Origin of the sequence: Pelobacter seleniigenes DSM 18267 (genome assembly GCF_000711225.1) — a bacterium.
Taxonomy (GTDB): Bacteria; Desulfobacterota; Desulfuromonadia; order Desulfuromonadales; family Geopsychrobacteraceae; genus Seleniibacterium; species Seleniibacterium seleniigenes.
On sequence record NZ_JOMG01000002.1, the window covers coordinates 1,480,472 to 1,493,965 of the forward strand.

Consider the following 13,494-nt stretch of genomic DNA (forward strand, 5'->3'; position numbering starts at 1 on the left):
AAATTGCACATCAATTGTATATACAATGCATAACTAAACAGATTCTATCAAGCAAGTCAATTCATTATAGCGCAGTTATGCCGTTATTTTTCCGCTGCTCATTCAATCCTGACATTGACTTGCTAGTGCTTTATGCCGTTAGGGACTTTCTTTTGATTTCGCACCTTTTGCCCCCGGCGGCAGCCGGTTTCTTTGGCTTGCGCAAGCAGGCCGGGGCATTGTACTTGCCCAAACCGGCAAATATGTGGCGGTTTGCGGTTACGGGAGTTGACCATGACAGCGCTTGTCAACAGCTGTATTTTACTGCTCTGCGGCCTGTTTATGCTACCCGGCCAGGTTGCGGGCAGCACCGCGGAGGAACATCTGTATCTCCGCAAGACCGGGGCCGAGAGCAGCTATTTCAACTGGCGGCTGGAACCGGGGACTCTGCTGCGGCTGATCACCGACCTGCAGCAGGAACGGGATATCACCCGCATGAATGCAGATCTGGAAACCAGGGAATGGAGCGTCAAAGACCCGGCACAGAAGATTGATCTGCAGGTGACGCGTCGGGACAACAGTCTGCTCATGACGGGGTTGTTCAAAGGCAGCACCATTTCCAGGGAGGTCTCTATCGATGACGCCCCCTGGTATCAGGCGCTGTCCCTTTCGTTGCGTCAGTTCACCAACCCGAACCGGGACCATCTGGAGTTTTGGAGTATTCGGCCGGATACCCTTGATGTCCACAAACTGCAAGTAACCCGCAGTGGCGAGGAACTGGTGGACATGAACGGGACCATGACCAAGGCGATTAAACTGAAAATCCAGTTAACGGGCTTGAAGTCGATGTTCTGGAGCTGCCATTATTGGCTGCGCAAAGAGGACGGGCTGTTCATTCGTTACCAGGGACCGAGCGGGCCGCCCGGCTGGCCGGAAACCATCGTGGAACTGGTTGCTCCCCCGACCCATGCCATGAGCGACCCGGCAGGAGATGGGCAATAGCCGCCGGTTGAAAGAAACTGTTCTGTCCCGTTGCCGGGCAAGGTCCGAAAATGCGCTTCTCCAGACCTCAGCAACGCAGAGATAGCTGCAGCGCCAGCTATGGCCTCAGCAGCCGGCAGCTGGCAGACTCAGTCCGCTTTTTTCGGATAATCGTAGTTTTTCACCTGCCCGCAGCCTTTTTTCAGCTCATCCCAGCTGTCGATATTCAGCTCCAGGGTCAGCACCGCACAGGTCGGCAGCCACTCCGGAGCATCCTTGCACAGCCAGCCGGCCAGCTCGGAAAGGCCCGGATTATGGCCGATCAGGCCAATGTGCTGTTTTTCGGGCAGGCCTTTGATGAACGCTTGCAGGGTTCTTTCCTTGGCATCAAAGAGCTGCTCTTCGAGCCGGATTTCAGCTTTGGCTATGCCGATTTCCCTGGCGATCAGGCTAGCTGTTTTACGGGCGCGTTTCGCCGAACTGCTGATCAGCAGTTCGGGAATCGTACCATTTTGGGCCATTCGTTGTCCCATCAGCGGGGCATTTTTCTTGCCCCGCGAATTCAAAGGACGATCAAAATCGGAGAGCGCGGCATCGCTCCAGTCCGACTTGGCGTGGCGGATCAAGGTCAATAATCTCATCGACATTCCTCGGCTCTCACATCCAGGCGGCAATCGAATGCCGCCTCAAACAGCGACCCTTTACTTTGGGCCCCATACAATTCAACAGACATATCAGCTGTTCCGAATAATTTAAGGACAAAAATATTTTTGTCAAGTTGACATGAGATATCGACCACTTGGCGATTCCGCCGCCGGTCGAGACCATCGGCCAGGCGCAGAATTCCTCCCAGCCGGCGCACCAGCTGCTGGTCCTCAACACTCAGCGGGATCAGGTTTTCATGAGTTTTCTTGGGTTTGGCTTTGCGGTGGTAACGCGCCAGGTTGGCGATCAGTTCCCGCTCGCGCGGGGTAAAACCGAACAGGTTGGCATGACGAATCAGGTGGTAGGAATGTTTGTGATGCCGGTCATAGCTGATGAAATAACCGATATCGTGGAGCAGGGCGGCAGCTTCCAACAGCTGTTCGTCGCGCAGAGTCAAAGCGAAGGGGCCAGCAACTGCGGCGAAGATCTTTTTGGCCAGCCGACAGACCTGGGTTGAATGCTGCTCGTCAAACCGGCAGGAGCGGGCGAAATCAAGGATCGAATCGCGCCAGTCTCGGCCATTGACGGTTTCCGGAATCAGATTCCGTTGCTGCAGGCTGCGCAGAATCAGCCCCTCGCGAATCCCCTGGGCATTAATCCAGAGTTGATTGGTGCGCATGCGCCGCATCAGCTCATCGGTCAGGATCATCCCGGCCAGGATGATATCGGCCCGTTCGGGATTAAGCCCGGAGATGGCCAGCCTTTCCTTGTGGCTTTTCCGGGTCAGCATCGCCAGCAGATGGATCACCTCGGAATGCAGCACTTCGTACCGGTGGACCGATTCGTACTGCTCGCCGCGCATGGCCATGACCATGCTGCCGATATTGGTCATGGTCCCGCCCGAACCGATCAGGCAGGTCACCGGCAGGCCGTCACCGACTCCGTCCCTTTTTAACGCTTTGCGCACATATTTGCGCAGCTTCTTCAGTTCCTCCGGGCTGGGGGGATCGCTGTGCAGGAATTTTTCGGTCAGGAACACCACGCCCAGTTCCAGGGAGCCGACGCTCTCGGTGTGCCGCCCGGTTGCGGTCACCACCTCGACGCTGCCGCCACCGATATCGGCCATGCCGTAGCGTTGATGGTCCATATCGAAATTATGCTGGACGCTGAGAACGGCCAGGTCAGCTTCCTGGTCACCGGAGATGACATCGATGGCCAACCCGGTGACGTTCGCAACTTCGCGGATAAAGTCATTCCGATTCAAGGCTTTGCGCACTGCGCTGGTGGCAACAACTGCGGCGACCTCGGCCTTCAGGCCGGTACTGATTTTTTCCATCCGCTGCAGGGCATCCAGGGCACGGGCCTTGGCAGCATCGGAAATAAAGCCGGTTTCTGTCAGACCTTCACCCAGGCGGACCGTTGCTTTTTCATCATCCAGAACCCTGAAACCACCCTTGGCATCGGCTTCGACCACTATGCAGCGGATGGAATTGGTACCGATATCGATCGCTGCCAGCCGAGTCTGCTCCGGGGCTTCCCCAGGTACTTCCGCTTCAACGAGAGGGTTATTTTTCATGGTGATAATGTTCCCTTGTGAAATAAGACAAAACGGGTTATCTTTCTCTTATTCTTCACCCTACCATATTATCGCCGCTGAATTTTTGCGAGGACAAAAATGAGTTGTCTCAAAGGAAAATCATTGGTCAAGGAAAAAGAGGCCAAGGTCGTTTGTGAAAAATGCGGCTCTTTGGTGAAAAAAAAAGACCAGGTTTGTAAACCGCTCAAACTGAAAGGCAAAAAGCCTAAAAATCACCGGAAAAAGTCTCATTGAATCCCGTCATCCGCCCGCCTGGGTGAAGGTCGCAAAATCCCTGCCGCCGGCTCGCTTCGCCTGCTCAGTGGGCAGGCAGCAAAAATCTGCTAAACTTGTAGCAACATTGAACGGTCGCCAAACTAGGCTTTTCCGCGGCCCAACCGATAATTTTTTGAAGTTCCTAACAGAACTCTTACATTTCTCATCTAGCCTAGGCTATTTCAAATAACCAATTTTCCAGTAAAGAGCCGGGAGAAGTTGAGGAATGGAACAACATGCACTGCAGCAGCCGCTGGAAACTGTGCCGAAACCAGTCGAAGCCTGTAAGGATACCACCGTGGTCGCAACGCCCAACAAGCAGAACCTGGATGATCCCGGCCTTTATTTCAATCGTGAGTTGAGCTGGTTGAAATTCAACGAACGGGTCCTCCAGCAGGCAGCTACGTCCAGAAATCCGCTCCTGGAGAGGGTTAAGTTTCTCGCCATTTACGGTTCCAACATGGACGAATTTGCCATGAAACGGATCGGCGGCCTCAAGCAGCAGGTTGCGGCCGGCATTCAGGATGCAACCGTTGACGGACGGACGCCGCAACAACAGCTTGATGAGTGCTTCCAGGTGCTCAATGCTATCCAGCCTCATCGGGAGGAGGTCACCCGGGAGGTTTTTGCCGAGCTGAAGAAGAAGGGGATCGAATTTCTCGATTATTCCCAGTTAAGTACGGAAGAGCGGGAGCGAATTCGCAACCATTTTTACGACAATATATTCCCCCTGGTGACCCCGCAATCGGTCGACCCCGCCCATCCGTTTCCCTTTATCTCCAACCTCTCCCTGAACCTGTTTGTAACCCTGCGCTATCCCGGTGAAAAGGAGATTTCCCTGGCTCGGGTCAAGGTTCCGGTCGGTGCCGGAGTGAACCGGTTTCAACGCATCGACAACAAAAGCTATCGTTTCATTCGCCTGGAAGACATTATGGAGAACAACCTTGATCTGTTGTTCCCGGGGATGGAAATTATCGGCTGCGAGCTGTTCCGGGTGACCCGTAACGCCAACACCAGTAAAGACGAAGAACATGCCGATGATCTGCTCGAGCTGATCGAAACCACTCTGCAGTACCGTCGGGTTGCGCCGATCGTGCGCCTGCAGGTCATGCCCGATATCAAGCCGCTGCTGCGCGGCCGCCTGGCTTCGGAGCTGGGCCTGAATGAAGAAACCGATGTCTTTGTCTCAGAGGACCTGCTCGGTCTGCGCGATCTGTGGGAACTGCACCGTCTCGATCTGCCTGAACACAAAGATCCGCCGCACTACCCCATCGACCACCCGCTGCTGCCGAAAGAGCGCAGTATTTTTCATACCATCCGCGACCAGAAGGAAATTCTGCTGCAGCACCCCTATGAATCCTTTTCCGGATCCATCGAACGCTTCCTCCACGAATCAGCGACCGATCCCAAAGTGCGTGGGATCAAGATGACCCTGTACCGCACCGACCCGGACAGCGAAATCATCAAATACCTGATTCGGGCGGCCCGCAACGGCAAGCAAGTCGCGGTGGTGGTCGAACTCAAAGCCAGTTTCGACGAGCAGGCCAACATCAAGCTGGCGACGCGGATGGAAGAAGCGGGGATTCACGTGACCTACGGGGTGGTCGGGCTGAAAACCCATTCGAAAATCATTCTGGTGGTGCGGCAGGATTACAAAGGGTTGCGCCGCTATGTCCATATCGGCACCGGCAACTACCACCCGGTGACGGCGCGGCTATACAGTGACCTGGGGTTGTTGATCTATGACAAAGAGGTCGGCCGCGACGCGACCGAGCTGTTCAACTATCTGACCACGGGCTTTACCCCCAAGCGCCACTACACCAAGCTGCTCCCCGCGCCGAAAATTCTGAAAAAAGCCCTGCTGGACAAGATTGAACGGGAAATTTCCGGCCACTCGGCCAAAACTCCGGGGTTGATCCGCTTTAAAATGAATGCCCTGGAAGATGTCGATATCACCAAAGCTCTGTACCGGGCCTCGCAGGCCGGGGTTAAAGTTGAGCTGCTAGTTCGCGACAGCTGCCGCATCCGCCCGGGCGTGCCCGGACTTTCCGAAAATATCCGCGTGGTCTCCATCCTCGGCCGGTTCCTCGAACATGCCCGTATCTACTACTTCCGCAACGGCGGCCAGGAAGAATATCTGATCGGTTCGGCAGATGCCATGAAACGGAACCTGGAATACCGGGTGGAAGCGCTGATTCCGGTGGAAAGCCCGGCCCTGCGGGAGCAATTGAATGAACTGCTGGACCTGCAGTTGAACGACCGGGTCAATGCCTGGGAACTGCAGGCGGACGGTAACTATGTCCTGGTCAATCCCAAGGCGCGGCGGGGGACTGAAGACTGCCAGGAAAAACAGATTAAACTCGCCGAAAAGCGCCTCCACGAAGTCCAGCGTCTGCGTAAACGCAAATCACGGCAGGCCGGGGAGGAGCATCTCAACAGAAACATCTGAGGCTTAGACGCCACGGCGCCAGCGATGGTAGCGTTCAACCCAGCGCAGTAAGCGTTCCGGAGCATGGGCTTTTTTCCATTGCCCGGCGGCCATTTTATTCATTTCTGCCAGCGTTGGATAACTGTGGATGGTGCCAAGGATCTTGTTCAGGCCGAGACCATGCTTCATGGCCAGCACATACTCGGCCAGCAAATCTCCAGCATGTGCTGCGACGATGGTCACGCCGAGAATCCGGTCTTTGCCGGGCACCGTGAGGATTTTCACCCAGCCGTGGTCCTCGCCGTCGGCAATCGCCCGGTCAAGATCAGCGACCTCGTAGCGGGTCACCTCATAGGCGATCCCCTGCTGTTGAGCCTCTTCTTCGCTCAGGCCGACCCGGGCGACTTCGGCATCGGTAAAGGTACACCAGGGAATCACCCGATAATCAACCTTAAATTTGCGGAACTGCCCAAACAGCGCGTTGACCGCCGCATACCAGGCCTGATGCGCGGCGCTGTGGGTGAACTGATAGGGTCCGGCCACATCGCCGGCGCAAAAGATATTCGGGTACTTGGTGCGCAAAAACGGATCGGTGGCAACGGTCCCGTTGCGGTCGATGTCGATGCCCAAATCCTCCAGACCAAACCCGCTCACTTTGGGCTTGCGCCCGACCGCAATCAGCAGGCGATCAAATTCAAGATCGCTCTCCCCACCGGCATGACGACAACTCAGCCAATGTCGCCCCCCTTCGGTTTTAACTTCGATCGCCTGATAGCCGGTGAGCACCCGGATCCCCTCGGCACTGAACTTCGCCGTAATGAATTCACTGACTTCGGGATCTTCACGCCCCATGATCCGCGGCGCCATCTCCACCTGGGTCACCCGGCTGCCCAAACGAGCAAACGCCTGGGCCAACTCACAGCCGATAGGCCCGCCGCCCAGTACCAGCAACTGCTCAGGCAGAACGCGGAGCTGCCAAAGATTTTCCGAGGTCAGATAATCAACCTGATCGAGCCCTTTGAGCGGTGGAATAAAGGGCCCGGCTCCGCTGGCAATAATGATGTTGCGGGCGCTCAGTTCCCGGCCGTTCACCGCAACCGTCCAGGGCGAGGTCAGCCGGGCTTCTCCCTTGATGACCTCGACGCCAAGTTCCGTGTAGCGTGCCACTGAATCATGGGGGGCGACCCGGGCAATTTTCTCCTGGACCCGTTCCATCACCGCAGCAAAATCGACCTCCACCGTGGCGGATTTGAGACCGAACTCCTGCGCTCGTCGAATCTGCGCCACCGCCTTGGCGCTACGCAGCAGGGTCTTGCTCGGGACACAGCCGGTATTGAGGCAATCCCCGCCCATCTGATCGCGTTCCACCAGGGCGACTTTGGCCTTGACCGCGGCGCCGATATAGGCACTGACCAGCCCGGCGCTGCCGGCCCCGATGACCAGCAGGTTGTAATCGAACCGTTTCGGCCGCACCTGGCCGGCATAAACCTTCCGGGCCTGGAACAATGCCAGAACCCGTTTGGCCAACAACGGAAAAATCCCGAGCAGAGCAAAGGACAGCAGCAGCCCCGGAGAAAGAATCCCCCCAGCGCTTTCGAGCTGGCCGAGCTGGGTGCCGGCATTGACATAAACGATGGTCCCGGGCAGCATTCCGATCTGGCTGACCAGGTAATAGGTGCCGACCTTTAACGGTGTCAACCCCATGACCAGGTTGATGACAAAAAACGGGAAGAGCGGAACCAGCCGCAACGAGAACAGGTAGAAAGCCCCTTCCCGTTCCACCCCCTGGTTAATGGCCTGGAGTTTTGCCCCGAACTTCTGCTGCACCCAATCGCGCAGCAAAAACCGCGACACCAGAAACGCCAGGGTGGCGCCGATACTGCTGGCAAAACTGACTACCAGCAGGGCCGCCTTGAACCCGAACAGGGCTCCGCCGGCCAGAGTCATGACCGTGGCCCCGGGCAGGGAGAGAGCGGTCACCAGAATGTAAATCAGCAGATAGCCGAGCAGGGTCGATAGCTGATGCTGTTGATAATATTCGCTGAACGCTTGCTGCTGGCTCTTCAAGTAGGTCAGGGTCAGGTACTGACCGAGATCAAAAGCGAAAAAAGCCGCAATCAGCACAACCAGTAGAGCCAGAATCACTATCTTCAGAAAGCGACGATTCATTGGGGAATTCCTCTTTATACGGTAATTAAACTGTAAATATATACTAAAGATATAGCATATTTTCCTACCAATTCACTATTATTTATTTGTCCGGCTTTTCCCTGCTCGCTGGCGACGGGCAGGGGCTGAGATGATGATGCAGGGTGAATTACGGTCAGGCAAAAAAGGAAACAGCCCATACCGCGCTGGCATGAGCTGTCTGCTGATTTGCTCCGCTAAAGAGAGCTGGCTGGTTTCAGTTGTTCACGGACTGGCAGGCTTCCGCGGTCAAGTTTTTTTGCAAATTGCCGGTTGTCAGATTCACTCAGGCGGCAACCGCTGCCGGGTGCCGCAAACGGCCCTGTTGTTCCAGATAGTACTGATAGCCGTCGCGCCCCATGTAGCGTTGCAGCTGCTTGCTGTCGGCCTGAGGCAGGTCCACCAGCAGCAACCCGTCAATCACATCACTGAAGGCCGGATCCAGATTAAAGGCCAGCAGTTTCCCGCCCAGACCGAGGTAATGGCGGAGCAGCACCGGGATGCCCTTACTGTCTTCTTCCAGATCCGCGACCAGCGCGGCAACATCATCTATATTGCGCAGCAGATCATCGCAGTGGGCACGACTCAAACCGGCCACTTTGAGCGGCTTGATGGGCACTGGCAGGCGCGGGGCGACCAGATTTGCCAATTCCTTGACCAGATAGTGGCGGCTCAGGGCACAGGTCATCAGTTCCCGCGAACGGTCGCTGTAATCCTGGGAGATGCTGACCGGGCCGAACAGAAAACGATATTGGGGATGAAGAGTCAGGTAATGACCGATCCCTTTCCAGAGCAGCAGCAAAGGAGCAAAGGAACGCTGATACTCGGGACGAACAAAGGAGCGGCCAAGTTCCAGCCCCTGCTCCAGATACTCGAGAAGTTGCGGTTTGAATTCGAATAGAGTCGTGGTGTACAGGCCCTCTTTGCCCCGGCTGGCAAGCAGCTGGTCGACCCGCCCCACCCGATAGGCGCCAACCAGTTCTTCCTGCTCCCGGTTCCAGACGAACAGATGCAGGTAGTCCTGATCGAAATTATCCAGATCAAGGGCCTGGCCGGTCCCCTCACCGGCGGCCCGGAAGGTCAGCTCGCGCAGGCGGCCGATTTCGTGAAGAAGCCGCGGGATCTGCCCGGCGGCAGCAAAAAACACATCGAACTCACCACTTTGCAACAACCGCTGGGGAGCGGGCAGAGCGGCCAATTCCACCCTCAGCTCGCTAACGGCCACTGCGGCGCTGAGCGCTACCGGTTGTGAAACAGCCTGCTTCCCGGCCGGCGGAACAGCCGTTGCCAGAGGATCAAGGCCCAGGGCATAGGTCCGCAGCCGCAGATAGTCGACCAGCTGCCGGTCACTCGCAAAGGTCGCCCATTTCTTGCTCGGGATCAGGTTGCCGATGAGCGGGGTCAGCGGGGTTTTCCTGCCTTTGAGCAGCATCTTCGGCAACAGCAGGGTGCGCAGGCGAGGGTGAAGGGTCCCAGCCAACTGAAACAGCGGGCCATTATGGCCGGGAAAAAAGATCGGTAAGACCGCAGCTTTGCTTTTGCGAACCAGCCGGGCAACACTGTCACTCCAGGGCGGATCGACCACCCCGCGCCCCGGCCCCTGCCAGGAAGAGACCTCGCCGGCCGGGAAAACCACCAGTAAACCACCGGCTTGCAGATGTTGCAGAGCCTGGCGCAACGGGTTGATATTGGCCCGTGCGGCACCCTTGCCGCCGAAAGGGTCGACCTCAATCAATTTTTCCCGCAGTTGCGGCACCCGCCCGAGGAGGAAATTTCCCAAGACTTTGAAATCTGGCCTGACCCGGCTGAGCAGATGGAACAGAACCAGCCCTTCAGCAGCGCCGTAAGGATGGTTTGCCACCAGGACGCAAGCACCTGATTGGGGCATCCGGGCCATGCTGCTGTCGCTCAGTCGATAGTCAATGGACGCCTTCGCCAGGGCCTGGCGTAAAAAATCCTCCAGCCCGCAATCGTTCTCAATCTCATCATAAAGCTGTTGGCAACGCTCCAGGCCGGAGATTTTTTCCAGCACCCGCAGGGCTGTATTGCGCCAGCTCCGGCCCGAATCCCCGCCGACTTTTTCAAACAGAAAAGGTCTTACAACCTGGTCGCGGTCAGCCATAGTCATGCTCCTTACAGATAAAGATTGCGCGGATATAGCCTGAATACTGTTACTGGAAGATTGGCAGGTGGTTAGTTTTTTTTGAGCAGGAAACGGAGCTGGTGAATTCATGAGGAATTAACACAAACCCAACACAGGACTAATGCGCCAGTAATTCATTCCGCGTAGAAGAGAATTATTTTCAACCTGTCCCTTCAAACATGCCACTGGACATCCCCAGACCTTGCGACTTTTGCTGTGAACCTTCAACGAGGAACGGTTTATGATACTGATGGAAGAACACTTACCCGGAAAAACGCTGGAACACAGCTTTGCCTGCGGCGGCCTGAGCGGAGTAAGTAAAGGGCTGCTTAACAGCGGCAGGGTGCTGGTAGTTGAGGACGAGGACTCCCTCGCGGAGATTCTTGAATTCAATCTGCAGCGCAATGGCTTTCAGGTGCTGATTGCTAAAGACGGGCTTGAGGCGTGTCGCCTCATCGGCCGGGAAAAACCGGATCTGATCCTGCTCGATATCATGCTACCGCTGCTCAACGGCTGGGAAATCTGCCGAATGATTCGCTCCCACCATGATCGGCTGATCGGCACGACCCCGATCATCATGCTCAGCGCCCTCAGCTCGGAAAACGATAAATTGAAAGGCTACGATCTGGGCGCCGATCTTTACCTGCCCAAACCCTACACGGTCAAAGAAGTGATCCTGCAAACCCGCCGGCTGATCGAAAGAAAGCGCGAACAAAAACAGCTCAACGCCCAGCTTGCCGCAATCAGAAAATGGACCGAACTGCAGGACAACTGGCAGCAGGCCCTGTTTCACGAACTGCGCAACCAGCTGACCGTTATTTCCGGCATGGCCGATCATTTAAACGACAGCGGCAGCCTTCCGGCCGACCATACCGGCCAGTTTATCGAGCAGATTTCCACCAGTTCCCATTACCTGGGCAGCCTGGCGGAAAACTACCTGCTGATCAGGCAGGTTGAGGACAGCGTCGGCCAGCTGCAACCCGAGACTTTTCTGCTCAGCAACCTGCTCAAAGAACTGGAGGCTCTGTTCAAACCGCTGGCGGAACAGAAATCCTGTGAACTGTCTTTTCAATGCACGGTCACCGAAACGATCAATCTGCATCCGGTCGGACTGAAGATTGTTCTCGCCAGTTTACTGGAAAACGCCCTTAAGTATTCATTGCTTGACGGTCATGTCCTGCTCAGTGCAGCAACGGTCGATGAGCGACTCTGCCTGCGCATCAGTGACGACGGGCCGGGGATTCCTCCCGCAGATCGCGAGCGGATCTTTGAAAAATTCTATCGTGGGTCCAAACAGGCGGACCGGACCGCCGGCTCCGGCCTGGGCCTGTACATGGCCAGAACCCTGGCCCGCGCCATGGACGGTTCCTTGACTTTGGAACAAGCAGAGGGGGATGGTTGTTGCTTTTCGCTGAGCTTTCCCGCGGCTGACAAAGGCTCCTGAACAGAGTCAAGAGCGGCGCAAACGAGCGGCCCGGGCGACCTTGCTTTTGCCACGCCCGCCCTGGGCTCAGCCACCGGTCAATCTGTCCTGTAAGCTGCATTTTTTTCTGGTCTCCACGCTGACGTGGGCTTATGTTTAGCCTTTGTCAACCTGATCGGATTCTGGAGAAAACTGTGACCGAAAAGACGCTTCGCCTCATCCCGACCCTCATCCCGACCCTCAGCCTGATTCTGGCGTCACTGTTCTGGGCAAGTTCATTTGTCGCCCTGAAGATCGCATTTCGCAGCTATCATCCAATGCAGGTCATTTTCGGGCGGATGTTCATCGCCAGCCTGTGCCTGTTGGTCTTTTTGCCCGCCCTGCGCAAAATCAACTGGCGCCGCAAGGATATCAAATACCTGTTGCTTATGGCGATCAGCGAACCCTGCCTGTATTTCATTTTTGAGGCCAAGGCCCTGCAGCACACCAGCGCGTCCCAGGCCGGCATGATCACCGCCATGTTGCCGTTGCTGGTCGCGATCATGGCTTGGGCGTGGCTCAAAGAAAAGATCCGCCGGCAGACCATGAGCGGATTTTTCCTGGCTATTGTTGGGGCTTGCTGGTTAAGTCTGGCCAGCGATACCGACCTCAACGCGCCCAATCCACTGCTGGGCAATTTCTGTGAATTCCTTGCCATGATCTGTGCCGCAGGGTACACCGTTTCCCTGAAACACCTGACCAGCCATTATCCGCCTTTGCTCTTGACTGCTTTTCAGTCGGTTATCGGCAGTATTTTCTTTTTCCCGTTTCTGCTCATGCCGCAGATCGGTTTTCCGCACGGCTGGGAACCGCTGCCGGGGCTGGCCATTATCTACCTGGGGACAGTTGTTACCCTGGGCGGTTATGGCTGTTTCAATTTCGGAGTCAGCCGGGTGCCCGCCAGTCAGGCTGCCGGATTCGTCAATCTGATTCCGGTATTCGGTGTTGTCCTCGGCATGCTCGTTCTCGGTGATCAGCTCAACCTTTCCCAATGGTTGGCCTGCGGGCTGGTGTTCGGCGGCGTCTGGCTGAGCAGTCGCAAGGAACGAATCCTGTCCCTGCAGCCGAGCCACTGAAGCGGACGGTTATCAGTCATGGACTATTCGCTGAATCCCATCGCCATTATTCATTCGCCGTTCAAGGAAAAGTTCGCCACTCCGCGCCAGGCGGGACTGGCACCGACGGTCACCGCGGAAGTGGTCTTTTTTCCTGACTATGCCACGCCGGAGGCGGTGCGCGGGCTGAGCGAGTTCAGCCACATCTGGTTGCTGTTCCTGTTTCACCACAACTGGCAGAAAGGCTGGCAACCGACGGTCAGGCCGCCGCGCCTGGGCGGCAACAAGCGGGTCGGGGTCTATGCGTCCCGCTCGCCGTTTCGTCCCAACCCCATCGGCCTGTCCGCGGTCCGGCTGTTATCGGTGATTGTCCGGGACGGCCAGGTGGTGCTGAAGGTCCAGGGGGCCGATCTGATCGATCAAACCCCGATCATTGATATCAAGCCCTACCTTCCTTACGGCGATGCCATCAGCGGGGCTGCTGGAGGCTTTGCACCACAAGCGCCGAGCCACCGCCTGGCGGTCGAATTCTCTTCTCTTGCCCAGGAACAGCTGGCCCGGTTTCGCCCAGCCCACCCGGAACTTGAAGCTCTGTTGCACGAGACCCTGGGGCTCGATCCGCGACCGGCCTATCGCAGCGCCCCGGAGGATGAGCGCGAATATGGAGTCCGTTTGCTGGACTACAACATCCGCTGGCAGGTCAGCGGCGGGCGGGTCATGGTTCTGGCCATCGATCCGGTGGAACAATGAAAAACGGCAGGC

10 protein-coding genes are annotated in these 13,494 nt (G+C 56.6%); 6 read left to right on the plus strand and 4 right to left on the minus strand.

Annotated features, from left to right (window positions below):
• The first annotated feature begins 273 nt into the window (after positions 1-273).
• A complete protein-coding gene (locus tag N909_RS0109495; protein WP_029914391.1) occupies positions 274-981 on the plus strand; it encodes a hypothetical protein in 708 nt (235 codons plus the stop codon).
• 128 nt (positions 982-1,109) lie between these two features.
• On the opposite strand, the gene N909_RS0109500 is transcribed toward N909_RS0109495, so the two are convergent.
• Both N909_RS0109500 and N909_RS0109505 read right to left on the minus strand, forming a co-directional pair.
• A complete protein-coding gene (locus N909_RS0109500) occupies positions 1,110-1,601 on the minus strand; it encodes a SixA phosphatase family protein (RefSeq protein ID WP_029914393.1) in 492 nt (163 codons plus the stop codon).
• The gene (locus N909_RS0109505) at positions 1,598-3,181 is read right to left on the minus strand and encodes a Ppx/GppA phosphatase family protein (RefSeq protein WP_051689650.1); all 1,584 of its coding nucleotides are present in this window, start codon (positions 3,179-3,181) and stop codon (positions 1,598-1,600) included. The genes N909_RS0109500 and N909_RS0109505 overlap by 4 nt, the downstream gene beginning before the upstream one ends.
• A 123-nt stretch (positions 3,182-3,304) precedes the next feature.
• Here N909_RS0109505 and N909_RS26345 point away from each other — a divergent pair, with 123 nt between their 5' ends.
• On the plus strand, positions 3,305-3,436 hold the full coding sequence (locus N909_RS26345) for a hypothetical protein (RefSeq protein WP_281174834.1): 132 nt from the start codon (positions 3,305-3,307) through the stop codon (positions 3,434-3,436).
• 247 nt (positions 3,437-3,683) lie between these two features.
• A complete protein-coding gene (gene ppk1, locus N909_RS0109515) occupies positions 3,684-5,906 on the plus strand; it encodes a polyphosphate kinase 1 (RefSeq protein ID WP_084167652.1) in 2,223 nt (740 codons plus the stop codon).
• A 3-nt stretch (positions 5,907-5,909) separates the two neighbouring features.
• Here the strand turns inward: ppk1 and N909_RS0109520 are convergent, their stop codons facing one another.
• Complete coding sequence (locus tag N909_RS0109520) at positions 5,910-8,054, minus strand: FAD-dependent oxidoreductase (RefSeq protein ID WP_029914399.1); 2,145 nt, start codon at positions 8,052-8,054, stop codon at positions 5,910-5,912.
• A 304-nt stretch (positions 8,055-8,358) separates the two neighbouring features.
• Positions 8,359-10,194, minus strand: a complete 1,836-nt coding sequence (locus N909_RS0109525; protein ID WP_051689651.1) for a bifunctional lysophospholipid acyltransferase family protein/GNAT family N-acetyltransferase — start codon at positions 10,192-10,194, stop codon at positions 8,359-8,361.
• A 262-nt stretch (positions 10,195-10,456) separates the two neighbouring features.
• On the opposite strand from N909_RS0109525, the gene N909_RS0109530 reads away from it, so the two are divergent.
• The 3 genes from N909_RS0109530 (at position 10,457) to tsaA (ending at position 13,482) form a co-directional block, all read left to right on the plus strand.
• The gene (locus N909_RS0109530) at positions 10,457-11,659 is read left to right on the plus strand and encodes a hybrid sensor histidine kinase/response regulator (protein ID WP_029914403.1); all 1,203 of its coding nucleotides are present in this window, start codon (positions 10,457-10,459) and stop codon (positions 11,657-11,659) included.
• Between the two features lie 173 nt (positions 11,660-11,832).
• The gene (locus N909_RS0109535) at positions 11,833-12,753 is read left to right on the plus strand and encodes a DMT family transporter (protein ID WP_245613591.1); all 921 of its coding nucleotides are present in this window, start codon (positions 11,833-11,835) and stop codon (positions 12,751-12,753) included.
• A gap of 18 nt (positions 12,754-12,771) precedes the next feature.
• Positions 12,772-13,482: a tRNA (N6-threonylcarbamoyladenosine(37)-N6)-methyltransferase TrmO gene (gene tsaA, locus N909_RS0109540; protein WP_029914407.1), complete on the plus strand. Its 711-nt coding sequence runs from the start codon at positions 12,772-12,774 to the stop codon at positions 13,480-13,482.
• The last annotated feature ends 12 nt before the right edge of the window (positions 13,483-13,494 follow it).

Coding starts and splice junctions, on each gene's coding strand:
- N909_RS0109495 (WP_029914391.1), top strand. CDS start 274: ATGACAGCGCTTGTCAACAGCTGTATTTTACTGCTCTGCGGCCTGTTT.
- N909_RS0109500 (WP_029914393.1), bottom strand. CDS start 1,601: ATGAGATTATTGACCTTGATCCGCCACGCCAAGTCGGACTGGAGCGAT.
- N909_RS0109505 (WP_051689650.1), bottom strand. CDS start 3,181: ATGAAAAATAACCCTCTCGTTGAAGCGGAAGTACCTGGGGAAGCCCCG.
- ppk1 (WP_084167652.1), top strand. CDS start 3,684: ATGGAACAACATGCACTGCAGCAGCCGCTGGAAACTGTGCCGAAACCA.
- N909_RS0109520 (WP_029914399.1), bottom strand. CDS start 8,054: ATGAATCGTCGCTTTCTGAAGATAGTGATTCTGGCTCTACTGGTTGTG.
- N909_RS0109525 (WP_051689651.1), bottom strand. CDS start 10,194: ATGGCTGACCGCGACCAGGTTGTAAGACCTTTTCTGTTTGAAAAAGTC.
- N909_RS0109530 (WP_029914403.1), top strand. CDS start 10,457: ATGATACTGATGGAAGAACACTTACCCGGAAAAACGCTGGAACACAGC.
- tsaA (WP_029914407.1), top strand. CDS start 12,772: ATGGACTATTCGCTGAATCCCATCGCCATTATTCATTCGCCGTTCAAG.